Annotated in this window: 23 protein-coding genes; 3 read left to right on the top strand and 20 right to left on the bottom strand. The window is 41.1% G+C overall.

What is annotated here, in order from left to right; all coding sequences use genetic code 11:
• Nucleotides 1–31 precede the first annotated feature (31 nt).
• Complete coding sequence (locus tag V6B33_RS09765) at nucleotides 32–724, bottom strand: glycosyltransferase (RefSeq protein WP_334217552.1); 693 nt, start codon at nucleotides 722–724, stop codon at nucleotides 32–34.
• A 164-nt stretch (nucleotides 725–888) separates the two neighbouring features.
• Here V6B33_RS09765 and V6B33_RS09760 point away from each other — a divergent pair, with 164 nt between their 5' ends.
• Nucleotides 889–1,980 carry a glycosyltransferase family 4 protein gene (locus tag V6B33_RS09760; protein ID WP_334217551.1) on the top strand — a complete coding sequence of 364 codons (1,092 nt, stop codon included), beginning with the start codon at nucleotides 889–891 and terminating at the stop codon, nucleotides 1,978–1,980.
• 94 nt (nucleotides 1,981–2,074) lie between these two features.
• Entirely contained in the window at nucleotides 2,075–2,983 is a 909-nt protein-coding gene (locus V6B33_RS09755) for an NAD-dependent epimerase/dehydratase family protein (RefSeq protein WP_334217550.1), read from the top strand.
• 52 nt (nucleotides 2,984–3,035) lie between these two features.
• On the opposite strand, the gene V6B33_RS09750 is transcribed toward V6B33_RS09755, so the two are convergent.
• The 4 genes from V6B33_RS09750 to V6B33_RS09735 form a co-directional block, all read right to left on the bottom strand.
• Nucleotides 3,036–3,734, bottom strand: a complete 699-nt coding sequence (locus V6B33_RS09750) for a glycosyltransferase (protein WP_334217549.1) — start codon at nucleotides 3,732–3,734, stop codon at nucleotides 3,036–3,038.
• Nucleotides 3,735–3,880: 146 nt separating this feature from the next.
• Nucleotides 3,881–4,363 (bottom strand): M67 family metallopeptidase, encoded by a 483-nt coding sequence (locus V6B33_RS09745; RefSeq protein ID WP_334217548.1) that lies wholly within the window; start codon nucleotides 4,361–4,363, stop codon nucleotides 3,881–3,883.
• A gap of 70 nt (nucleotides 4,364–4,433) precedes the next feature.
• On the bottom strand, nucleotides 4,434–5,657 hold the full coding sequence (locus V6B33_RS09740) for a hypothetical protein (RefSeq protein WP_334217547.1): 1,224 nt from the start codon (nucleotides 5,655–5,657) through the stop codon (nucleotides 4,434–4,436).
• A 93-nt stretch (nucleotides 5,658–5,750) separates the two neighbouring features.
• Nucleotides 5,751–6,938, bottom strand: coding sequence for a hypothetical protein (locus tag V6B33_RS09735; protein WP_334217546.1), 1,188 nt, complete (start codon nucleotides 6,936–6,938; stop codon nucleotides 5,751–5,753).
• Between the two features lie 478 nt (nucleotides 6,939–7,416).
• Between V6B33_RS09735 and V6B33_RS09730 the strand changes: the two genes are divergently transcribed.
• Complete coding sequence (locus V6B33_RS09730) at nucleotides 7,417–8,358, top strand: hypothetical protein (protein ID WP_334217545.1); 942 nt, start codon at nucleotides 7,417–7,419, stop codon at nucleotides 8,356–8,358.
• A 41-nt stretch (nucleotides 8,359–8,399) separates the two neighbouring features.
• On the opposite strand, the gene V6B33_RS09725 is transcribed toward V6B33_RS09730, so the two are convergent.
• From V6B33_RS09725 to yfmF, 15 genes are all read right to left on the bottom strand, one after another.
• Complete coding sequence (locus tag V6B33_RS09725) at nucleotides 8,400–9,266, bottom strand: 2-oxoacid:ferredoxin oxidoreductase subunit beta (protein ID WP_334217544.1); 867 nt, start codon at nucleotides 9,264–9,266, stop codon at nucleotides 8,400–8,402.
• 3 nt (nucleotides 9,267–9,269) lie between these two features.
• The gene (locus V6B33_RS09720; RefSeq protein WP_334217543.1) at nucleotides 9,270–11,012 is read right to left on the bottom strand and encodes a 2-oxoacid:acceptor oxidoreductase subunit alpha; all 1,743 of its coding nucleotides are present in this window, start codon (nucleotides 11,010–11,012) and stop codon (nucleotides 9,270–9,272) included.
• A gap of 197 nt (nucleotides 11,013–11,209) precedes the next feature.
• A complete protein-coding gene (locus V6B33_RS09715) occupies nucleotides 11,210–12,133 on the bottom strand; it encodes a dipeptidase (protein WP_334217542.1) in 924 nt (307 codons plus the stop codon).
• 175 nt (nucleotides 12,134–12,308) lie between these two features.
• A complete protein-coding gene (spoVS, locus tag V6B33_RS09710; protein ID WP_334217541.1) occupies nucleotides 12,309–12,569 on the bottom strand; it encodes a stage V sporulation protein SpoVS in 261 nt (86 codons plus the stop codon).
• Between the two features lie 137 nt (nucleotides 12,570–12,706).
• Nucleotides 12,707–13,510, bottom strand: a complete 804-nt coding sequence (locus V6B33_RS09705) for a TIGR00282 family metallophosphoesterase (RefSeq protein WP_334217540.1) — start codon at nucleotides 13,508–13,510, stop codon at nucleotides 12,707–12,709.
• 157 nt (nucleotides 13,511–13,667) lie between these two features.
• Nucleotides 13,668–15,227, bottom strand: coding sequence for a ribonuclease Y (gene rny, locus V6B33_RS09700; protein WP_175989082.1), 1,560 nt, complete (start codon nucleotides 15,225–15,227; stop codon nucleotides 13,668–13,670).
• Between the two features lie 345 nt (nucleotides 15,228–15,572).
• Nucleotides 15,573–16,610 (bottom strand): recombinase RecA, encoded by a 1,038-nt coding sequence (gene recA / locus V6B33_RS09695; protein ID WP_334217539.1) that lies wholly within the window; start codon nucleotides 16,608–16,610, stop codon nucleotides 15,573–15,575.
• A gap of 208 nt (nucleotides 16,611–16,818) precedes the next feature.
• Nucleotides 16,819–18,054 carry a competence/damage-inducible protein A gene (locus tag V6B33_RS09690; RefSeq protein WP_334217538.1) on the bottom strand — a complete coding sequence of 412 codons (1,236 nt, stop codon included), beginning with the start codon at nucleotides 18,052–18,054 and terminating at the stop codon, nucleotides 16,819–16,821.
• Nucleotides 18,055–18,168: 114 nt separating this feature from the next.
• Nucleotides 18,169–18,747 (bottom strand): CDP-diacylglycerol--glycerol-3-phosphate 3-phosphatidyltransferase, encoded by a 579-nt coding sequence (gene pgsA, locus V6B33_RS09685; RefSeq protein ID WP_334217537.1) that lies wholly within the window; start codon nucleotides 18,745–18,747, stop codon nucleotides 18,169–18,171.
• Nucleotides 18,748–18,825: 78 nt separating this feature from the next.
• The gene (locus tag V6B33_RS09680) at nucleotides 18,826–19,728 is read right to left on the bottom strand and encodes a helix-turn-helix domain-containing protein (protein WP_334217536.1); all 903 of its coding nucleotides are present in this window, start codon (nucleotides 19,726–19,728) and stop codon (nucleotides 18,826–18,828) included.
• A 19-nt stretch (nucleotides 19,729–19,747) separates the two neighbouring features.
• Nucleotides 19,748–20,539 (bottom strand): YmfK family protein, encoded by a 792-nt coding sequence (locus V6B33_RS09675; protein ID WP_334217535.1) that lies wholly within the window; start codon nucleotides 20,537–20,539, stop codon nucleotides 19,748–19,750.
• A gap of 272 nt (nucleotides 20,540–20,811) precedes the next feature.
• Nucleotides 20,812–21,069 carry a DUF3243 domain-containing protein gene (locus V6B33_RS09670; protein ID WP_334217534.1) on the bottom strand — a complete coding sequence of 86 codons (258 nt, stop codon included), beginning with the start codon at nucleotides 21,067–21,069 and terminating at the stop codon, nucleotides 20,812–20,814.
• Between the two features lie 80 nt (nucleotides 21,070–21,149).
• Complete coding sequence (gene ymfI, locus V6B33_RS09665) at nucleotides 21,150–21,866, bottom strand: elongation factor P 5-aminopentanone reductase (protein ID WP_334217533.1); 717 nt, start codon at nucleotides 21,864–21,866, stop codon at nucleotides 21,150–21,152.
• Nucleotides 21,867–21,927: 61 nt separating this feature from the next.
• Complete coding sequence (gene yfmH / locus V6B33_RS09660; protein ID WP_334217532.1) at nucleotides 21,928–23,217, bottom strand: EF-P 5-aminopentanol modification-associated protein YfmH; 1,290 nt, start codon at nucleotides 23,215–23,217, stop codon at nucleotides 21,928–21,930.
• A gap of 2 nt (nucleotides 23,218–23,219) precedes the next feature.
• A complete protein-coding gene (yfmF, locus tag V6B33_RS09655; protein WP_334217531.1) occupies nucleotides 23,220–24,494 on the bottom strand; it encodes an EF-P 5-aminopentanol modification-associated protein YfmF in 1,275 nt (424 codons plus the stop codon).
• Nucleotides 24,495–24,735: the final 241 nt, after the last annotated feature.

Raw genomic sequence — 24,735 nt, 5'->3', positions numbered from 1 at the left:
GTCAGGACTCCGCTGCATCGTTCAATCGATGTTACCTTTTAAATCGTTTATAATATGCGCGAAGGTTAGCGATCTCTTCTTTCATTTTCCGTTGGTTATTGTTTGTACCCGAGTTTGGGTGTGTCCTGAACCTTGTTAACACTTTATTAAAATAATGCAGTCTGTAATTCCTCGTTATCAGCCTTAACCACATGTCGTAATCATGGGTAAACTTATATTTCGGATCGAAGAAACCAACTTCGCGGATTAATGATTTCTTCATGATCACAGTCGATCCATTGATCGGATTACGATTGAAGATTTCTTCATATATGTCTTCATCATTTAAAAATTTTAAACTGATGCTTTCGTAAACGATATGGTTATTTTCATCGATTACATCAAAATCAGTAAAAGACAGATCTGCCCCATGCTTCAACATATCTTCCATTTGGAGTGATATTTTATCAGGAAGCAGGAGATCATCTGAGCTTAACCAGGCGAAATAATCTCCCGTAGAAGCATCTATACCCCAATTGACCGCCGTTGCAGTACCGCCATTTTGTTTGTATAGATAAGTGATCCGATCTTTAAATGGAGTGATCCTGTCCTGGTATCTTGAAGAACCGTCATCTACTACTATTACTTCAATATTGGGATGCGTTTGGCCAAGGGCACTATTGATTGCTTGATCGACATATTCACAATTATAGAACGGAATGATGATTGATACTTTTGAAACCATATTTTCACCTGCCTTAGACTGAATATCTTTCTACATATTCTATGTAAAGCTTGTTTCATTTGACATCATATATACTAAATTTAGGGGTTTATTCCATCTATTAGTAACCGTGCCCTCTACAAATCAATTATGTTTACATATATAAAGTAATAGGAATACACTTTATGACTACTTGGAGGGATTTGAATTTGAAGCTGCTATTTGTGTTTTATGTACCGAGCGGCGGTGTCGAGACCCTGAATAGGGAGAGGGCAGCCGCCCTAAGGCAAGCTGGAATCACATGTGATTTTTTATATTATAGTAAGCGAAGGGAATTGATCAATCATGAGGATGCGAATGTCTTCATTTCCAATAATGATGAAGAAATAAGCAGAATATTGATTAAAGGAAAATATGATGCCATCATCATCACATCGGATTACTCAGGAATGGAGAGGTTAAGGAAATTAGGGTATAAGGGAAAAATCATCCTGGAGATTCAAGGATTTGGCCCTAAACATGTTGCAAGGACTGAAATGCAAAAAGCGATTCCATATGTCACAAAATATTGTAATGGACTGTTATATCCTAAAACCCCCCATATTAAGATGATTTTTGATGAATTTTTCCCTTCCACCCCAAAGTTCGCCTTTAATAACTGTTTCAATCATCTTGCATTCACCTATAAATCTCTTCCCCAAAAAGATAGACCGATCGTCGCTTGGATCGGCAGATTGGAAGATAATAAAAACTGGAAGGAGTTTCTGCATATCGGACATGAACTTGTAAAAAGAAATTCAGCAATTGAACTTTATATGTTTGAAGATCCAAGTCTTTCCACAACCAAGGAACGAAATGACTTCACTCAGTTAAAACGCTTGCTCAATTTAGACGGTCATCTCTCTCTTTTCCAAAACGTCCCGCATCAGCAGATGCAAACTTATTTTTCAATGATAGGGGACTCTGGCGGTTTCTTATGTTCAACATCCAAGGTCGAGGGAGCCCCTTATTCCTTACTGGAGGCAATGAGCTGCAGATGCCCGGTCCTTACCACAGACTCAGATGGGGTGAGAAGTTCGATCCTTCATAATCAATCCGGTAAATATTATCAAATCGGCAGTATTCAACATGCCGTGACTCAGGCAGAGGAACTCATGAATAATAAGAAATTGAGAGAGTACATTATCGAAAATGCCCTGCTCCATCTTAAAACACAATTCAGCCATGACCAATATCGCAGAAATTTCACTGCTATGTTAAAAAGATTGGGCATATAATCGGTGGGTTTCTTACAAATAATAGGTAACTGTTCTATCAAAATCATCATACGGGGCATAAGCTATTAAAAATAGCGAAAAGGTGATCATAACAGTGAAAGTGATTGTTACGGGCGGAGCCGGATTCATCGGCTCCCATTTGGTAGATGCGTTGATTGATAAAGGGGATTGTGTACATGTAATCGATAATCTATCCAGCGGTAAACTTCGTGATGTAAACCCCGCTGCCAAATTTCATGAAATTGAGTTAACTTCCCAGAAAGTCATTGATTTGATCGTCAAGGTGAAGCCAGATTATATTTTTCACCTTGCTGCCCAGGCTGATGTATCAAAATCGACGGCATTTCCTGCAGAGGATTTGAGAGCAAACGTGGCGGGAACGGTCAATCTATTGGAAGCCTGCAGGGTATCAGGAGTGAAAAAATTCATCTTTTCATCTACTTCGGCAATCTACGGAAATACCGGTGGTGAGATGATTAACGAAGAGACTATTGCCTCCCCTATCTCGTTTTACGGATTGTCAAAGCTGACAGCTGAATATTACATTAAACTATTCCATGACTCCTTCTCAATACCTTATACCATACTCCGTTACGGAAATGTATATGGACCGAGACAGACTTCAAAAGGGGAAGGCGGGGTCATTGCTGTATTTCTGGAAAAACTTAAGAATAATGAAAAACTAAAGGTGAATGGGGATGGACTTCAAACCCGCGACTTTATATATGTCGGTGATGTTGTCACGGCGAACATCGCCGCCTGCCAGACCGAGGTGAATGCAACCGTACAAGTCAGTACTGGATGCACTACCACGATTCTCCAGTTGATTGACTTAATCCAGCAAATTCACCCTGTTCCGATTGAGTATTATCATACAAACGACAGGTTTGGTGACATTAAGCACAGTTGCCTGGATAACAGATTAGCCATGAAAACGTTAAACTGGAAACCCGCCCACGAGATCGAAGAAGGAATCAGAAAGACATATCAATCTTTCCATTAGCAAAGAAGGTATTTTCTATTAGCTTGAATATAGAGAATACCTTCTTTTTTCATTATTTTTTCTTATGGTCAAGGGCGAATAACCTGCTGTATTTTTTTCTGACGGCCATCACTTCCAATTGTTGAGCATTTCCATATTTGGCTGAACCCATATTTTGATGGACACGATATAAGACGAGTGTTTCATCCAGATAATGCATGGTTGTATGAAGACTTAGCCTGCACCACATCTCATAATCCTGTGTGTATTTCAGCTTTTCATCGAACCAGCCTGCCTTTTTGATCAAGTCGGTTTCAGCCATCACGGTACAGCCATTTACAGGACATCCTTTTACTAAAACTTTTTGAAAAGCTTTCACTCCCATCCTTCTGGAACGGATTTCGTTCACGATATTATTAGTCGAATCGATCGTTTTAAATGCAGTATATGATAATTTGGACTGAACCGACTGCATGAAACCCAGCTGTTTTTCAATTTTATTATGAATAAACATGTCATCTGAACTCAACCATGCAAAATACTTGCCGGTTGCATGCTGCAGCCCCCGGTTTAACGCAGACGCCGTCCCGCCATTCTGCTTCCTTAAATAAATGATCTTGTCTTTAAAAGGTGCTATTTTTTCTACATACTTCGTCGATCCGTCATCTACCACAATGATTTCAATATTTTTGTACGTTTGATTAATAGCGCTTTTGATTGCCTGTCCTATAAAAGGACAATTGTAAAAAGGTATGATTATTGAAACTTTCATCTTCTTCCCCCTTTCTTTTATTCTATATTGTTAGTAATCCTTATCCGGTACTACCTGCTGAAATTATCATTCCCGACAATTTTGTGCTGGTGGCATAAGTTGCTGCCGGGCTGCTCAAATAGTAAAAGAGTGCCTCAAGCACTCCTTTACAAGATGACTATTTCAATGGGTCTGACTTTGCCGTCAATTATTTTGTAACATCTAAGTTCTTCTCTCTTCATCCCGACCGAAGCAATGAAATAATAGGCCTCATGGCTGGCAAATGCCACGTCATCCCTTGAGGGCACAGGAACGCCATATGGATGGGAATGATAGATACCTACGAATGCTTCCTTTTTAGCCTTCATATTTTTCACGGCTGTTTCCTGTTCATCGACGTCCATCGCAAAGGAATATGGTGAAGGTTCGATGTTTTTCATCGGCCACAGTGTCATGCACCTATTGGCAATCCCTGAAATCAAACCGCAAGCTTCATTCGGGAGTTCTTTATTCAATTCACCCATCAGCGAATGATATAGTTGTTTAGGCAGTAAAACGCAGTCTACCTTATGCGTTGCACCCGCACCCTTTAAATTTAAATTTCGTTCTCTGTACGGCAATCTTTTGACGTTCTTCTTTTTTGATTCCAATGGGCATACTTTTACTTTTCTTATAAATTTTATTTAAATCATTATGCTGCATTTTCTCCCCTCCTTTCAATTAGCGTAAATAATTATTTGGATTGAACATCGTTTTTTTCGATTCTGCCGCGAACGGGATAGAGCCGCTCCCAAACTGATCAAATTCAGGATTATTTTGAGCAACTTTCGGCTTTGAAGGGGTGGATGGATGTTTGATTTTTTTGTAGAGATCATTTTTCTTGTTTGACTGCGCCTGTATTTCACTGCGAAGTTTCTTTAATTCTTCTTCCAGTTGGGACTCCCGCACACTGGGGGTTTTTGATTTATCTTTATACTTTTCGTCCAGAATGGACAGCTTTGATTCAAGCTCGGATTCTCTTTGTTTATATTCATCCAACTGTGTTTTTAACGTTTCAATTTCCTCTTCATAATATCCTTCAATTTTTTTCAATTCAGTATGAAGAGAATTCATCTTACCCAGATAGCTTCTTGTTGTCTCGTCCTGCTCACTGCCCAGTTTCAGCATTTCATTCACTTCTTTGAATTTGTCAGCATAGTCCGTCAAATGCCTTTCTATTTCTTCAAGTTTCTTTAATACTTCAGGATTATTATCTTCCTCTTGTTTACCCCATAGAAATTTCCACACTTTCATATACCACCTTTCTTTTTTTACAGAGTATTTCTTGTACAGTCTGATCAGCTCCAATTCATTATTAATAGCCTTTATATAAGGAGTCAGATCCAGCTCGCTGTTTGAGATAGCTAAATGTTCATGTGATTGAATGATTAATGTCAGTAGACGCTTTGTCATTTGTTCCAATAGCTTTTTTTTCTCATCCAGTGTACTTTCATAAATAATTCTTATATCCGGGATGGATGTCGGAAGGATATTTACTGAAGGAAAATCTCCTGGATCATACTCGACAGGTTCCTCGGGAAAACACTCCTCAGGTACAGTTTTGGACTCGTTGTCAAGAATGCCCTCAATTCCGTGATGTTCTTTATTGTCATTATTAAGTTCAGTTCTAAATTGAGTAATCATCTGTCTGCTTGTAACCCGGTCATGTAATAAGTGCTCGATCTGTGCAGTTAATACTTCAATCGTATTGTGGTTTTCAGAAATCTCCATCTCATAAAGATGATGCTTTGATTTTTGTTTGGATAATTCTTCGGAAGCACTTTTTATCCTTTTTGAATAGTTATGATATAGAGACTGTATCTCATCTGAAATCTGATGAAAATCATTCAATACATCGTGGTACTGGTCCTCTTGGATACTCTCCCGCTCTTCAGGATTCAACATTAGATTCACCTCCACCATCTTATTTTGTAATATCATATGTACAGTTTGTTCACATGTTAAAAAAAGGAGAGAGTTGCCTCTCTCCTAATTCAATTAGTCATCAATTTCTCCTAGTAAGTCAGCGAATGTGTCACACTCACCAAATTCTACTAGTGCTTCTACGACACCACTGTCAAAGATTACAGCATTTGCTGAGTTTCTTAAGATTAAGCGGAAGCCTTCAGTAACGATGCCCACTAAACCAGTAAAGATTTGCAGTTCATAGAATAATTGTTCAGGCACGCCGTCAAAGTAACGGACACCTTCACCTACAGCAGTCAATGCATCTTCTCCACAAGTCACTCTGTCAATGGTTGACGGATTGAAAGAGAAGCTGAAATCAGGCTGGAATCCAGTAGCAGTCGGAGCTGGTGTTGGACCAACTTCAGTATCTGTGAATGAGTATGACCATGTGCTGTCAGCCAATGAACACTCTTGACAAATTTCTGCTCTTAATGTTGATAGACCGGTAACGACCTCTGCATCCCCGCCAGTTCCGAATGTAGCATCCGTATCTTCGTTTCTAGCTAGGGCAGTTGCCTGACATTCACAGTTGTCTACAGGGAATAAGCCAGGGCATTGACGAGGGAATTCAAGCAGGCTTAAGTCACATTCAAGTCTTTCTTTAGGTAGAGGAATGTTATTTGGACGAGGGAAACAGAACTTGGCCAGGACTTCAAGCTTTACAGGATATTCTACTTGAACATCTTTACAAAGTACGACACGCAATGGAATCATCGGTCCGAATGGGTCTGGTCCCATTAAGACTCCACCAGTTGATGTAGCAATGACTTGAGTTGCTCTGATGTTAAGGTTTGCGTTTGTGATACCTGTAGGTACACAAAGTGCGATTTCATCAGTGAATTGAGTCCGTACAGTAAATGAGCACTCAGCAACTCCGTCAATAAGAATGGTTACTTCAACAGGGACTGTCCAGACAATCAGTACTCTTCCAGGATTGCCATTTTCAATGATTGTACCGCTTACGCTGACATCAGCAGGATCCACTGGAGCTGTTTGCACCTCTACTCTTTGACCTGCTGCCAATGCTGCACTCACTGCTGCCCGGCAAGCTTCATCCGGAATGAAGTTCTTGTTCTCATACTTGTTTGCAAAGAACACCCAGTCATAAACTTTGTCAACGCGAATACATTCTGGAGCAAGGTCGTTCGGGTCTAGAGGAATCGGTGACGGTGATGGTGTCGGAGTCTGGGAACCCCTAATTTGTTTACGATTTTTCAAACAAATCTTCCTTTCTTCTAAATGAATATTTATATCACACTATATCCTATGGACGAGAATGAATTTGGTATAGAATAAATACCTATTTTTTCAAAAAAAATTACTAGGCGGATTAATAGTTTTTTGAAAACTATCAAAAAATAGGCGTATTGTATAGACATTTGACAGTATTACATTACAGGAGGTGTCATATTATATAGCAAGAAGAAAGGAGGAATGTAAATATAATTGTGAATTTGGACAAGATGCCAAGAAATAACATGGTTATGGGGAACGGGAACCTCTAATCGAGATCTGCGTACTTTTAAATGAATATTACGAACGTGAAAAAATGATCTATCATTGCAATGATATTTATTATATATACAAAGCCGCGTAAACGCTGGGAAGTTTACACGGCTTTTTCTGTGAATCAGGGGCTGAACTCATACATACAATTAGAAAAATAATGATTTTCAAAAAGAGAGGTGTGGAAATAATGAAACAACTCTCAACAATCCAGCTTCAACAGCAAATTATCCATTATAAATCTGAATTGCATAAATACCAGCAAAGGTGCATGGCACTTGAAAATGATTTTCCCGTAAAAAAAGTTACCTTGCTTAAACATGAACTTTCACGCTTAGAAGCTGTTAACCAACAACTTACAAAGTCTATTTCGGAATGGCAGACCAAATACAAGGAAGCGAATGAAACCATGGAAAGCAAGTCTGCCATCATCAAAAAACAGCAGACTGAGCATCATAAACTACTTTCTAAATTTCAGCTGCTCAAAGCACAGCACAAAAAAGGAAAATCCTTAAATAAATCCATTCAAGATCTGCAGGAGCAAAGTGAGATGAATTTACAAGTTATGGAGCAAAACATGAAGGGTCTCGAACGGAAATGCATTGCATGCCAGATTGAAGGAGAATATCTGAAAGAAGAAAAACGGCAGCTGATAATAGAAAGGGATTCCTTAAAGAAGTGGTTATTTCATACAGAAGTTACGGTGATCGAAGGTTCTTTGGAAGGAGACGAAAAGTACAGAACGCAAATGCTGGCCATGATGCAAAATCTTGAAGAACAACTTCTTCAGAATCAGAGGCTGGATGAGATTAAGAATCTTCTCGACTCCCGGGTTAAACAAATACAAATCCTGAACAAACAAGCAAAGTCATACAAGGAACAGATCAATGAATTAAAATCTGCACTCCAAAACGAGAAAAAAACTAATAATGAATTTGCTTCTGCATTAAGATCCCTTCGAATCAAAATTCAGGAGTGGAAAGAGCACATGCAGCATGGACGAATGGATTCTGCGCAACAAACCGCTCTTTCACCAATGGAGAAGGATCGATACCATACGACCATAGAGCACTTGCAATTTACAAATGCAAAATTAATAGAAGAAATCAATCAATTAAGGAAGAAAGGATAAAGCCGGCCACCCGCTATTAAAGGGTGACCGGCTTCATGTGGTTACATAAATTCCTTCAGGAGACCTTCGAACGTCTCATCATCCAGTTTCAAATCATGCGTGTTCAACGGTTCCTCAGAGTATCCTGAAACCAGTTCCTGGTATGAAGGCTGTTCTGTATTGTGATAAATCAAACCAGTCACAAGACCGTCCTTTTCCATGAGTGTGTTCATTGCCTGTTCCCGGTTGGTTGGATCATACCCTTCAACCTCCGCAAGTTTCGTCAGGTTTTCCTTGAACCAGTCATACGTATTGATCTTATTATAAGTAACGCAGGGACTGAATACGTTAATCAGTGAAAACCCTTTATGATTTAATCCCGCTTCGATTAATGCAGTCAGTTCTTTTAAATCGGAAGAAAAACTTTGTGCAACAAATGTGGCACCCGCCGTTAAAGCCATTTCCATCGGCGCCAGGGCAGGTTCTATCGATCCCTTTGGTGTTGACTTGGTCTTAAATCCGGATGAGGAGCGCGGGGACGTCTGACCCTTCGTCAATCCGTATATTTGATTGTCCATGACGATGTAAGTGATATCCACATTTCGTCTAATGGCATGAATCGTATGTCCGAGACCGATGGCAAATCCATCTCCGTCTCCCCCTGAAGCGATGACAGTCAAATCTTTATTCGCCATTTTCAAACCTTGGGCGATTGGAAGAGACCGTCCATGAATTCCATGAAAACCGTACGAATTAATATATCCTGAAATACGTCCGGAACAACCGATTCCAGATACGACAGCTAAATTCTCAGGCTCCAGCCCTGCATTGGCCGCCGCGCGCTGTATCGATGCCTGTACTGAGAAGTCACCGCATCCAGGACACCAGTTTGGCTTAACATTGTTTCGAAAATCTTTAAAGGTAGCCATGGATTAGCTCAACTCCTTACATCTAGAGTGAATTTCATGAGGCAGGAATGGAGTGCCGTCATACTTCGTCATATTCTTGATCTTGTGTCCATATCCTGCATTCATCTTGATAATATTTGATAATTGTCCCGTAGCATTATGCTCGATCACCACTACTTTGTCGGCTTTTTCCATAAGCGGCTGCAACTCCTCCGCAGGGAAAGGATGAATCAAGCGGATGTGTGCGTGATTCACTTTCACGCCATCTTCTTCTAAACGGACCATTGCTTCTTCGATGACACCGCGGGTAGAATTGAAGCCAACCAGAAGTAAATCAGCTTCTTCATGAGGTGCTTCGATATGAACAGGATTATTGAAACGGATACATTCAATCTTACGCATACGCTTGTCCATTTGTGCCTGGCGATTTACTGGAGATTCTGATGGTTTCCCTGTTTCATCATGTTCCACTCCTGTGACGTGGTGAATCCCATTTTTCATACCCGGAGTTACACGCGGTGAAACACCGTCTTTTGTAACTTCATATCGTTTGAAGTACTTTTTAGGCTCCAATTCTTCCAATTTGGATCCATTATCGGCAAGCTTCCCTCTGCGGATTTCCACCTTGCTGTAATCAAGCGGTTCTACCGTTTGTTTACCCAAGGAGAGCTGAAGGTCGGATAGAATGATGACCGGACATTGGTATTCTTCGGCAAGATTGAACGCTTCAACAGTGTCATAAAAAGCTTCCTGCACCGTGCTTGGAGCCATGACAATCTTAGGAATTTCACCATGTGTACCGTAAATCATCGCCATTAAATCAGATTGTTCCTGTTTAGTCGGCAATCCTGTAGACGGACCTCCACGTTGTGTATCGACTACGACAAGTGGCTGTTCAGTCATTCCAGATAAGCCGATCGCTTCCATCATGAGAGAAAGACCAGGACCAGCCGATGCAGTGAATGAACGGATCCCGCCATAATTTGCACCGATGGCCATTGTGGCTGCAGCGATTTCATCCTCTGTTTGGATGACCGTACCGCCAACCATCGGCAGCTTTTTAATTAAATATTCCATTATTTCTGATGCTGGCGTAATCGGGTATGCAGCCATCAAACGGACCCCGCCCGCCAATGCTCCAAGTGCAATTGCATCATTACCGATCATAAACATACGTTTTTGTCCGTCTGCCTCTTTCAGCTGAAGGGAACCAGCTTTTTCTCCAAGGTCCGTTTTCATCGTTTCGTATCCCTGTCTGATTGCATCCATATTTTTCTCTACAACTGTTTCGCCTTTGCGCCCAAAGATTTCTTCCACTACTTCTTTAAACACTTCAGGATCCAGGTTCAAGACTGCACATGTCGAACCTACAGCCACCATATTCTTCATCAGCGAGGTTCCAAGCCCGGCTGCTAATTCTGTAAAAGGTACAATATATAATGATGCATCTGTATCTTCCGGTTTCACAGGCTTGAATTTAGCATCTGCAATAATGACGCCATCTCTATGAAGCTCTTTATAGTTCACATCGATTGTTTCCTGATCAAACGCTATTAAAATGTCTAAATCATCAGCAATAGCACGAATCTGTTCTGTGCTGACGCGAATTTTATTATTTGTGTGCCCTCCCTTGATGCGTGAAGAGAAATGACGGTAGCCGTATAAATAATAGCCAAGTCTGTTCAGTGCCATGGAGAAAATTTCCCCTGTACTCTCAATTCCTTCACCTTGTTGTCCGCCAACCTTCCATGAAAGTTGTTCCTTCATCTATTACACCCCTTCTTACAGGTTTCTGATTTCCATCATTTCACCGGATTAAACGGTAAAACTCATAGATAGATATTCTACTATATCAATCATTTGTATACTAAGTTAGTTTATCACTTTTCACTATAAATCACTACCGTCTGAAACGTACTGCATAAAAAAAGCTGATCCTCATATCTTGAAGATCAGCTGAATTGTTAAAATCGCACACGTTTTTGGAAGTTCCCAAATAGGAATTTCCTGATCTGCTTATCAGTGTAATAGCGTTGAAGGGTTGCAATCAGATTATCATATTGATGATAACAGGATAGTCCTTTTACCGTCTCATCGATTCCGTCGAAATCAGACCCGAATCCTACATGATTCTCTCCTCCAATGCTGCAAATATGCTCTAGATGCCTTACGATATCCGTTAATTCTGCACTTCCTTTTTTATTTAAGAATGGCGGTACAAAAGTGATCCCTATCACACTATCCTGTTTAATGAGAGATTCTATTTGTTCATTCTTTAAATTTCGTGGATTCGGACAAATGGAATAGGCATTGGAGTGGGAAGCAATTGGGTGATGTGCTGTTTCAATTACGTCCCAGAATGCTTTTTCACAAAGGTGGGATACATCGGTCCACATATCTTTTTCATTGAGGAATCGGACCATATCATACCCGAAACTTGTTAGTCCCCCGCCACGAGGTTCAAGCGCACCATCTGCAGCTGCATTAGCCCAATTCCATGTCAGCCCAACAGAACGTACCCCAAGGCGGTAAAGCGTTTCAAGCTTTCCAATATCCTCTTCGATTGCTTCTGCCCCTTCAAGCGTCAGAATGGCCCCTATTTCATTCTGAGAAAGATTGTCAATATCTTCTTTGGAGGCAACGAATTTCACATCAGGATGAGGTTCGATGATTCGGTTATAAAAAAGGTTCACCATATTTAAAGCAGCTTGAAACCGCTGCCCGGGCTTAAGGCGGGATGGAATATAAATAGCGAACAATTGAATTTTGGATCCGCCTTCACACAACTGAGGGTATGTAATATGCATATCGTTTTTTGATTGAAACGATAAAGTATCCGGTTCGAGATAAAGTTTCATTAATACATCACAATGAGCGTCAAAGATCATTTAATCCATTCCTCCCTTCATTCATTCATATATGTACTATAATGGAAAAACAAAAAGGCTGTCCACTAAAGAAATATCTTTAACGGACAGCCTTCTGTCATAAACTGCCGGATCAATGGCACCGTACCGAATGATCATCTCCGGTGAAACCGAACTAATGGGCAAGCAATTTGCTTTATCTGGGTTCAACTATTAACTTTATGGCTGTACGTTCTTCTCCATCTATCAGAATATCTGTAAATGCCGGAATACAAATCAAATCTAAACCACTGGGAGCAACAAAGCCTCTTGCAATCGCAACTGCTTTCACAGCCTGGTTCAGTGCTCCGGCGCCAATTGCCTGAATCTCAGCTACTCCTCTCTCACGAAGAACACCGGCGAGTGCACCAGCTACAGAATTAGGATTAGATTTTGCTGAAACTTTTAATATTTCCATTCCTTTTCCTCCTTGTCATTTCCCCCATACCGTATGTCCGTGGTAAAGAACAAACTTGGTATAAATGATTCCACTGCTACTATATTCAACAAATGGACAATTCATTCCGGTATGACTGAAAAAGGATGGAAAAAACATTAATATTCGGCCATGAACGGATGATCCTCATTAATCAGGATACGTTCAATCTTCTTTGCCTTTCCTGATTTATGATCTATATCTATCAGACATGCACTTAGAATCTTCCGACCGTCTTTAGGAACTTCAAACCGCACCGGAAGACTCGTTTGAAATCTCTTAAGTACGGATGCTTTATTCATGCCCAATACTTCATCATAAGGACCTGTCATCCCTACATCGCACATAAAGGCAGTCCCATTTGGGAGGACACGATTGTCCGCTGTCTGGACATGGGTATGAGTCCCGATGACAGCAGAAACTCTGCCATCCAGAAACCAGCCCATCGCCTGCTTTTCACTCGTAGCTTCTGCGTGGAAATCCACGAAAATAATGGATGTCTTCTTCTTGGCTTCATCCACCAACATATCAACTATATGAAAGGGATCATCAAGAGGAGGCATGAAGGTTCTTCCCTGAATATTGATCACAGCCACTGTCTTGCCATAAACCTCCCCGAAAACCAGTCCTGTACCTGGTGTACCTTCAGGAAAATTAGCAGGACGCACCATTTTCTTCGCAGAATCAATAAATTCAAAAATCTCCTTATTGTCCCAGGTATGATTTCCCAACGTCACCATATCAGCGCCGTCCTGAAGAATTTTTTTATAAATTTTTTCAGTGATTCCCCTGCCTGAGGCAGCATTCTCACCATTAACAATGGTAAAGTCAGGCTGATGCTTCTTTTTAAGTTTAGATAAATATTCTGTAATCATCTCACGGCCCATTGAGCCTACTACGTCTCCAACAAATAATATTCTCATGAAAATATCCCTTCTCACTATGTATTAGTATTTACTCTTCATAATGTAGTATATTGTATCACATTTATCCTTCGCTCTATGCATGAAGGCAGTGGAAAGAAGACCAAATAAAAAAGCTGACTCCGAAAGGATTCAATCCTTTCGAGAGTCAACCTATTTACTTCGCATATTCTACGGCCCTTGTTTCACGGATGACCGTGACTTTAATATGACCAGGGTAATCAAGCTCATCTTCTATACGCTTTCGAATATCCCTTGCCAAACGGTGGGATTCCAAATCGTCGATTGCTTCAGGTCTCACCATGATGCGAACTTCACGTCCCGCTTGAATCGCGAAGGATTTCTCCACCCCTTCATAGGACTCGGAAATCTCTTCAAGCTTCTCAAGACGGCGGATGTAATTCTCAAGCGTCTCACTTCTAGCACCCGGACGCGCTGCGGATAGAGCATCGGCAGCTGCTACCAGAACCGCAATGATTGAAGTCGGTTCCGTATCACCGTGGTGAGATGCGATACTGTTGATGACAACAGGATGCTCCTTATACTTGGTGGCAAGTTCAACACCAATTTCAACGTGGCTGCCTTCTACTTCATGGTCGATTGCTTTACCGATGTCATGAAGCAATCCTGCCCGCTTGGCCAATCTTTCGTCTTCACCAAGCTCAGCTGCGAGAAGCCCTGAAAGATACGCCACTTCCATTGAGTGCTTCAGGACGTTCTGACCGTAACTGGTACGATACTTCAAACGTCCGAGAATCTTGATTAAATCTGGGTGAAGACCGTGAACCCCAACTTCAAAAGTTGTCTGCTCTCCGATTTCTCGGATATACTCGTCCACTTCACGGCGTGATTTATCTACCATTTCTTCAATTCGCGCAGGGTGGATGCGACCATCCTGAACTAATTTCTCCAGTGCAATTCTAGCCGTTTCTCTTCGTATCGGATCGAAACCTGAAAGAATGACTGCTTCAGGAGTATCATCAATTATGAGATCAATTCCTGTTAATGTTTCCAGCGTACGAATATTACGTCCTTCACGCCCGATGATTCGACCTTTCATCTCATCATTCGGTAAGTTCACAACACTAACTGTTGTTTCTGCCACGTGTTCCGCAGCACAACGCTGTATAGCAAGTGAAAGGACTTCTTTCGCTTTCTTGTCAGCATCTTCCTTCGCCCGTGTCTCATGTTCCCTTACCATGATGGCAATATCATGGGAGAGTTCATTTTCAACGCGATCAAGAATAATTCCTTTCGCTTCATCACGAGTCAGGCTCGAGATACGTTCTAGCTCGGTTTGCTGTGATCGTACCATCTCGTCCACTTTGCTTTCCATCTCTTCAATATGTTGTTGTCTTTCGTTAAGAGCTGCCTCTTTTCTTTCCAGTAAAGCTTCACGCTTATCAAGCGTATCATCCTTACGGTCGAGGTTTTCCTCTTTTTGCATTAAACGATTTTCTTGTTTTTGCAATTCATTTCTTCGTTCACGGAGTTCATTTTCCATTTCAGTGCGAAGTCTATGATTTTCGTCCTTTGCTTCCAATAGTGCTTCTTTCTTCAGAGCATCTGCCTCGCGCTTAGCATCTTCTAAAATCTGCTCTGCTGAACCTCTGGCACCGGCTATCTTTGCTTCAGCAATGGACTTACGAATAAAGTATCCAACAACTACACCGACGATAAGGCCAAGCAAAATGGAGATGATTGTAATAGGTTGCATTCTTTCACCTCCTCTTGCTATGAACTGTCATCATGTTTTTTTACATGTCGGCTTGTACATTGCTCATTTGAACTCAATATACAGCGCTAGGCTTTCAAATATTCATTCGAAAAATTTGTAAAATATACATGTTAATTTTAAGTCTCAGAAAATTTATTGTCAAGTGGTTGTCCGGTCTATCGCTGGATTTCTCAATGATTTCTTGCTATTCGACAAAAATCGCTACAACTTGCGGATTTAATTTAGTTTACATAAGATTATTATGTTAACTAAATTGAATAGTAGAAAATAGTTATTAAAAATGGAGAAGCAAACATGAAAAATGTCTGCTTCTCCATTCTCCCCTTAATCTTCTAATAGATTAAGCTCACTTTGATCTTCTGTTTCAGCTGCACCTGTGTCCAGTCCGTAATGCTCACGGATTTTCAGCATGATTTCAGTTCTGATCTCCGGATTCTCTTTCAAGAAGATTTTCGCGTTCTCACGGCCCTGGCCGAGGCGCTCTTCATTATATGAGTACCATGCACCACTCTTCTGAACGATATCCAGCTCAGATCCAAGATCGACGATTTCCCCTTCTTTGGAGATACCTTCTCCGTACATGATATCCACTTCCGCTACACGGAAAGGAGGAGCGACTTTGTTTTTCACGACTTTGATTTTTGTTTTATTACCAACCATTTCATTGCCTTGCTTAAGAGTTTCGGCACGGCGCACTTCTAAACGTACAGAAGAATAGAACTTTAACGCGCGTCCGCCAGGTGTCGTCTCGGGATTTCCAAACATGACTCCGACTTTCTCACGAATTTGGTTGATGAATATCGCGATGGTCTTCGACTTGTTGATTGCACCTGATAATTTACGAAGTGCCTGTGACATCAAACGGGCTTGAAGACCAACGTGGGCATCTCCCATCTCCCCTTCGATTTCGGCTTTCGGAACAAGTGCTGCAACGGAGTCGATGACAATGGCATCTACCGCACCGCTTCGTACCAGTGCTTCAGCGATTTCCAGTGCCTGCTCACCTGTATCAGGTTGAGATAGCAATAATTCATCAATGTTTACACCAAGTTTTTGTGCGTATTCAGGATCAAGCGCGTGCTCGGCATCAATGAATGCTGCCTGTCCACCCTGCGCCTGCACTTCTGCGATAGCGTGAAGTGCTACGGTTGTTTTACCTGAGGATTCCGGTCCATACACCTCAATAATTCTTCCGCGAGGATACCCGCCGACTCCGAGAGCCGCGTCCAATGCAAGGGATCCACTCGGACAAGTCACTATTTTTCTATCAGTTTGTTCCCCAAGCTTCATGATAGAGCCTTTTCCAAACTGTTTCTCTATTTGTTTCAACGCCATATCTAAGGCTGCTTTACGATCGCTCACTAATCTTCCTCCTTTGAATTTAGAACTTAAAGACAACTTATAAGCTTGTCTCAAATCCAACCTATCTATACTATAAACCATGTTATATAAGAAAACAAGAAAAAAATCGAACATCCATTCGGTTTTTTGTTTTATCACTATTTCTCTTTTTATTCAAATTAAAAAACAGTCTCCCTGTTTATGCCGGAGACCGTTTCTGCTTTAGAATTCATGTAAATTCTTTTAATAAATAATGCCAGCCGTATTTAGCGGTCCTCTTCCTATTGGCATTTCTGCCGCCGGCAAGGTTCAATAGAAATCCTTTGGCAGGACGGTTTTTTACAGCGAGCCCGACCCAAACGGTCCCCGCCTTCTTCCCGTAATGATCGTCCGGACCGGCTACTCCTGTGAAGCTTATGCCGATATCGGAAGAAAAGAGTACACGCACATTTTCTGCCAGTTCAATTGCACATTGTTCACTTACAGCTGAGTACATTTTAAGTGTACTTTCCTGAACGGAGAGCACTCTTTTCTTTACTTCATCCTGATAGCAGACCACCCCGCCCTTCAATACTGCGGAAGCCCCTGGAATGGAGGCAGCTTCCGATTGAAAGAGACCGCCTGTCAGACTTTCAGCGCAGGATAGGGTCAATCCTTTATCTTTCAAGGCGCTCATTCCCGCCTCCACAAGAGAATCATGATCATAGCCATAAAAGTATTCTCCCACGAGATCAAGGATCTTCTCTTCTACAGCATCGAGAAGTGAGCCTGCGATGTCCTTGGACTCGTGTTTGGCAGTCAGCCGCAAAGTGACCTCCCCATCCCCTGCGAGCGGAGCGATAGTGGGATTCGTCTGGGTATCAATCAATTCTTCCAGATCCGTTTCCAACTGAGCTTCTCCGATTCCAAAGAAACGCAGAACCCGGGAATAAATGATTTCTTTCCTTTTCAATGTATGTAAAATTGCCGGAATTCCATACTTTCTGAACATCGGCCGCATTTCGGATGGCGGCCCGGGCAGCAGCATATATGATTTTCCTTCCTTTTTAATATACATGCCCGGCGCCATGCCAAACTCATTCTTTAAAACGTCCGAGCCCGCTAAAATGAGAGCCTGCTTTTCATTATTTGGTGTCATCAAACGATTTGTTTTAATAAAGTATGCCTTGATTGATTCCAAAGCATCTCCATCCATCGATAACCCTGTCCCCAATGAGCTTGCGATCGTTTCTTTTGTCAAGTCATCTTTAGTGGGTCCCAGTCCTCCAGTGAAGATGAGCAGATCTGCTCTCTTCCGGGCAATTTCGATCGCCTGTTTTAAACGGACCGGATTATCCCCTACAGTGGTATGGTAATAAACATTCACACCTGCTTCAGCAAGCTGTTCCGATATGTACTGGGCATTTGTATTGGCTATCTGACCCAATAATAATTCAGACCCTACAGCAATGATTTCTGCGTTCATTTGGTTTCCTCCTTCAGTAGACTCTCCATATAAAGAAAGAGATGATTCAAAGCAGAATCATCTCTTTTAGAATATAACGGCATGGAACAGACGTCCAGCTTTCCGCTTCGGATATTATTTCGAATTAACAAATGCTGTCTTGTTATGCTTGAAGTAATCCCAACCAGACCAAATTGTGAATAGCATCGCAACCCACAACGCTATTGTCGCAAATGGGAAATTGATAAGTTCAAAGATGGCATTATGAAGCAGCAGAGCAGAAATGGCAATGATCTGCGCCCATGTCTTAATTTTCCCAAGCTGACCGGCTGCTACGACTTCCCCTTCACCGGCAAGCACCAGTCGCAGACCTGTCACAGCAAATTCACGGCTTATGATGATGATAACGATCCATGATGGAGCGAGCCCAAGTTCGACAAGTACGATCAACGCAGCAGACACGAGAAGCTTATCTGCAAGCGGATCAAGAAATTTTCCTAAATTGGTTACCATATTATACTTCCTTGCATAATATCCGTCTATCCAATCAGTAGTTGAAGCGATAATAAATATCATCGCACCGGCGAAATGCTTCACTGGCAATTCAGCTCCCAGGAAGACCATCTCACCCCAGTTCAATGGTGCGAGCATGATAAGTAAAAATAATGGAATCAAAAAGATCCGTGAAATTGTAATCTTATTAGGTAAATTCACCTTACTACCTCCAATACTTAGAAAACAAAATGGTTACAGGATGTGAAATGGAGTTCATTTTCATTTACTCCATTTGTCTTATTGTTGAGATTCTGCAGGCTGGTATTGGATAATTATATCCTGTCTGACAGTCTCCGTAGGGATCTTGTACTCTAACAGTTTACCATTGACATTGATACCCGTGTTAGCGGCGTTACCGATTACGAGATATGCCTCCTGTTCAGCAGTAAGATCATATTCTTTTTTATCCCCATCATACATCATCCCTTGGAACAAAACCTCATCTTTTGAATTGTACACAGCTACCCAGGCATCCCCTTTGGCAGCTAACTCCAATTTGAACTGATCTGTGTTCTTGAGTTCATAGGTCGTTTTCGTACCTTCTGTCTTAACAGCCTCCAGTGATTGACCCGTATTGTCTTCTTTTTCTTTGGCTGCTTTCTCTTGATCAGATTCAGTATCTTCATTGGACTCTTTTTGATCCTTGTCTTCCTCTTCAACAGGTTCATCCTCATTCGGCAGATCCTGCTGATCAACGGCCACTGGTTCTTTATTGGATGGATCAGCATTTCCGGCATCATCCGAAACTTTGTTCTGCACGAATACCCACAAGGCAATTAATGCACCAATAACAAATAGAGCGATCAAAAGTTTCGGAATAACATCAAAGACTTTTGATGAACTGGCAGGCACTCCTTTCTTTGTTTGGACACGGGAAAGGGATACAGGTATCTCGTCTTCATAAGTAGTTGGAATCTCTTCTTTATATTCCTCGAAAACAACTTCAGACTGTAAACCTACTGCTTCACAATATTGTTTGATAAATGCCCGGACGTAGAATTTCCCTGGCATCATGTCATAATTTCCCTCTTCGATGCCGATGAGATAACGCTTTTGTATCTTTGTTATTCTTTGTAAATCTTCGAGACTGTATCCTTTGGCTTCGCGGGTTTCTTTCAGACGATTTCCTAATTCCGTCACTATTTAACACCTTCCAATATTAAAAATCAAAACCTCCAAAATCGGAATTTTGAAAAAGATTATTTTGTTCAACCAATTCATATGTAATTTCTTCTTCCGGGTTGTTCCGGAGTTCAATGATGTAATCAAAGTCATCCAAGGAATATTCTGAGTTTTGAACAAACACATCCGGATGTTCAATGACCTTCACAGCCGGAAGCCTCATGATCTCCCTTACCAGCTGCCAATGCTTTTCACTTGCACGCCTTGTAGAAACAATACCATCAATAATAAAGAGATTATCTGAAGAATATTCGTCTTCAATCAGCTTACTCCTGATTGTCTGCTTTAACAAAGTGGAAGAAACAAATAACCACTTCTTATTTGCACACACACTCGAAGCCACTACTGACTCTGTTTTACCAACTCGGGGCATCCCCCTGATTCCTACCAGTTTATGGCCTTCCTGCTTAAAGAGCTCAGCCATGAAGTCAACAAGCAATCCAAGTTCATCACGAACAAACCGGAACGTTTTTTTATCATCTGCATCCCGCTGAATATAACGCCCATGTCTGACAGCGAGTCTGTCCCTTAATTTAGGTTCCCTCAATTTCGTTACATTAATCGTATCCATTGTCTGAAGGATGGACTCCAGTCGGGTTATCTGCTCTTCATTATCGGCAAGAAGAAGCATCCCTCTTCTACCTTCATCAACACCATTGATTGTTACTATATTTATTGAAAGCATCCCTAATAATGAGGAAATATCACCTAAGAGGCCAGGACGATTTTTTTGAATTTCATATTCCAAATACCATTCTTTTCGTTCCATTGGTTACCTCCTGAAATTTTATGTGACAACAAAATCCGACAACATAGGGGATTTTTCGATAAAACCACTTAAAACATCTAGCTTTTATAATAAATGATTTTCATCTAATAGAAAAGGAAAACCTATAGAATTAATACAATTTCTGCATATACCATTCGTAAACAGTTCTTTAGGATGGTTTCTGGGATCATTCGGATTAGTACAATCAAGAAAACGGTATCATCAGCACCCGAAATCTGGTCAAAAGAAAAGGAGAGGAAAATTCCCTCTCCTTAACGAGTGCCGTTATTGTTCACTAACTTGACCATTATGTTTGCAATCGCATGCTGTTCTTCAGGAGAAGCTACGGACCACAGATCGGATAAAACTTTTTCCTGGTCGTTCTTCGGCTCAACCTGGTTCGCTAAATAATCACCAATTTGATAAGCTAAATCAGAGACTGTTTCGTTTTCCATTCCAGTATGCTGAGCTTGATTAAGGCGATCGCCTAAAAAATTCTTCCAATCTGACCAACTGTCTAATACAGACATCGTTATGAACCTCCTCTTAATTGAAATACAATGTTAGTTTGTATCACAAGTGGAAAAGTATGCGCGTCTGATATAAATTTTTACGTATGCCAGCCTCCATTAACAGCTAATGTCTGCCCGGTAACATAAGCGGCGTCTTCCGATAACAGAAAGTAAACGGAAGATGCGACTTCTTCACTTGAAGCCAGTCTGCCCATCGGGATTTCTCCTTTGATCTGCTGGATTTCTTCGTTTGAAAATGAATTCATCATATTTGTTGCCACAGCCCCCGGTGCCACAGCATTTATTCTGACGCCATTCAAAGCCATTTCTTTAGCAAGGGATTTCACAAATGAAAGTTGGGCACCTTTCACTGTAGAATATACCACTTCACATGCCCCGCCAATTTGTCCCCAGATGGAGCTTACAATGACAATCGCACCGCATCGATTCATCAGCTTTGGAAGCAGAGCCTGAATCAACAGCATTGGACTTTTCACATGAATATTGATCATTCTGTCCATTTCCTGTTCTTTTTGATCTTGAAAAAGCCCCCACCCCGAGATTCCGCTGGAGTAAACGATTCCATCGATCTGAAAAATTGAATCAACAACCTTTCTCACCTGTTCGGGACGGGTTAAATCCGCTTGTATAGGGATTGCATCCACTCCCAGCTCCTTCAGTTCCAACATTAAGCCGTCTATGCTGCTCTTATCGGAATGATAGTGCAAATAAAGATTCCACCCTTTTTTAGCCAGTGTCAAAGCTGTGCTTCTTCCAATACCGCCGGAAGCGCCAGTAATCAAAGCAAATTTCATAGATTTCTCCCCTATACAAAGATAAGAACCACCCTAATCGGAAGGGCAGTTCTGCAAAACATTATGATTTTGGTACAACCTGACATACAGTGAAACGTTCTTCATTGATGATCGTTTCGGCAACTTTCTGGATATCATCATAGGTCAGAGATTCCAGGGTAGGCACAACATCAAACAAATCCATCTCATTGAAGGCATAACGTGTGAACTGGTTGGCGATGAATTCAGGGGAATTGACCGCGCGGAGGAAAGCACCGATTTTCTTCTTTTTCGTTCTTTCCAGCCCTTCTTCTGTAAATAGTGACTCTGCCTTCGCTTTTAATAGCAATTCTTTCAGTTTATCAGAAAGTTCATCGGGCTTTTCAGTATCCCCTCCTACTGTAACAAACCCGAAGCCGTTTTCCTGAGTATAATCATAATGGAAGGTCTCATCAATAAGTCCATCGTTATAGAGATCGAAATAATAAGTTGAACTCTTTCCGAATAATAAATCCAGGAATACATTCATGGAAAGCTCCTGTTTCAGCATTTCTTTTCCTTGCTGAGTAGGCTTTGGAGCTTTCAATCCAACGAGACATTTAGGTGATTGTACGTTCATTTTGAGCACTTGTTTTGTTTCGGCGACTTTATCAGGTTCCTCATCGAATCTGCGTTTTATCTCAGGCATTTTTTCATACGGTTTCTTTTCCTGATTTGAACGGATCTGATCCATGATCCGATCGGGTTCGACCGGGCCGATCACAAATAGAAGCATATTACTCGGGTGATAGAAGGTATTGTAGCATTGATAGAGCATATCCTTCGTAATTGGAGTTATCGAGTCTATGGTACCTGCAATATCAATTTTTACAGGATGATTCTTATACATGTTCTGGATGACACCGAAGTAAAGCCGCCAATCCGGGTTATCGTCATACATCGTTATTTCTTGCCCGATAATACCTTTTTCTTTCTCGACCGTTTTCTCTGTAAAGTAAGGATCCTGAACAAAATCGATTAATGTTTCAAGGTTTCTTTCCACTTCATTTGTGCTTGAAAATAGATAGGCAGTCCGTGTAAATGAAGTGAAGGCATTAGCGGATGCTCCCTGGCGGCTGAATTGTTGAAACACATCTCCATCCTCTTTTTCAAACAGCTTATGCTCGAGAAAGTGGGCAATCCCATCCGGTACTTTCACAAATTCCTCTGCTTTCAACGGTACAAAATGATTATCGATGCTTCCGTATTTTGTAGTAAAAGTGGCATATGTCTTGTTGAATCCTTTTTTCGGAAGAATGTATACATCGAGGCCATTTGACATTTTTTCATAATATAAATTTTCTTGTATCTGATCGAAGGAAATTTTCTTCATCTTTATTCCTCCATTCCTGTTAAGAAGTAAATTGTATCAAGTTCAACTTTATTGGCTGCAGCAACGATTTCTTCTTTGGTTGTTTTTTCCACTTCTTCAAGCCAATGGGCAAGGTCAATCTGCCTATTCGATAATGCATTATGATAAAGGACTTCGATTAATCCTCTCGAAGTGTCAACCGTCTCCAGAAGCTGATTTCTTATGACGGCTTTTGTCTGTTCAATTTCACCATCAGAGAATTCACCTTTTTTCATGGCTTCCAACTGTTCATTGATGATGCCGACTGCCTGATCATAATTTTTGAATTCAATACCCGACATCACCATCATGAGTCCTTTATGGCTTTCCAGACGGCTGGCAGCATAATAGGCAAGGCTGGCCTTCTCCCTGACATTGATAAACAGCTTTGAGTGAGAGAAACCTCCGAAGATTCCATTAAAGACCTGTAAGGCAAAATAGTCTTCGTCACCATACTGTGTATTGGTCCGGTACCCCATATTCAACTTTCCTTGCTTAACATCCTGCTTTTCTTTTACAACATTTTCTTTGTCTTTCCGTTTTACTTCTGAAGAGTCTACTTCAACAGCTGTACGTTCCTGAAATGTAAATAGTCTGTCACAGAACGTTTCTACTTGCTCTGCGTCAACATCGCCAATAACATATAAATCCATTTGATCTTCGCTGATCACTCTTTGGTAATAATCATATAAATGACTTGAAGTAATTGAATCTACGTGCTCTTTCATTCCGTTCACATGCAGTGCGAATCTTTCATCTTTACACATTTCTTCAACAAGACGGGAATTGGCATAGCGCATCTTGTCATCATACACAGCCTGAATTCTTACTTTTTGATTCCGTTTCTCTTTCTCGACAGTACGGTCGTCGAATTTACCGTTCTCAACATTTGGATTCAATAACACATCTGAAAGGAATTCCAATCCTTTTTCAAGCAGGGGGTCCGAATCCTTTAAGAATTTCTCATTTGCTATTTCTACCGAGAAACTGACAATATGATATTCACCTTTTTTGGCTAAGTCGGTAAAAAAGCTGGCTCCGTATCGTTCATCTAAATACGTCCGGAGTTTCGTCGTATTCGGATAGGTTTTCGTGCTGCTTTGCATGACGTGCGGCAGCAGCCCGCGCAGCGTGACAGTTTCCTGGTCTAAAGGAGCTTTCATTTTCATTACAAGGTTGTTCGTCTTATACTTATCCGTTTTAACGATATGTAATGTGTAGCCTTGCTTCTTCTTCACCACTTCATTAATGTCCGTCATTGTACCGTCCTCCTTGTCCATACTTGCATGTATTGAACTATACTCTGATAAAGATATAAACACCTTTATTGTGCGGTATTTTATTTTAACTATACATGTTGTAATAGAAAGAATTCAAGCATCTTCCTCTATTGGAAAAATCGACACATGTCATTCATTATATGTTTAGAGGACCCTGTTAAGAATACCGACACTTTATAAAAGAATTCTATTAGTAGCGGTTCTTCAATTTCCGATTCCG

Origin of the sequence: Mangrovibacillus sp. Mu-81 (assembly GCF_036867415.1) — a bacterium.
Lineage (GTDB): Bacteria > Bacillota > Bacilli > Bacillales > Bacillaceae_B > Rossellomorea.
The sequence above is the reverse complement of the archived record's forward strand: the minus strand, read 5'-3'. Positions and strand labels throughout refer to the sequence as shown.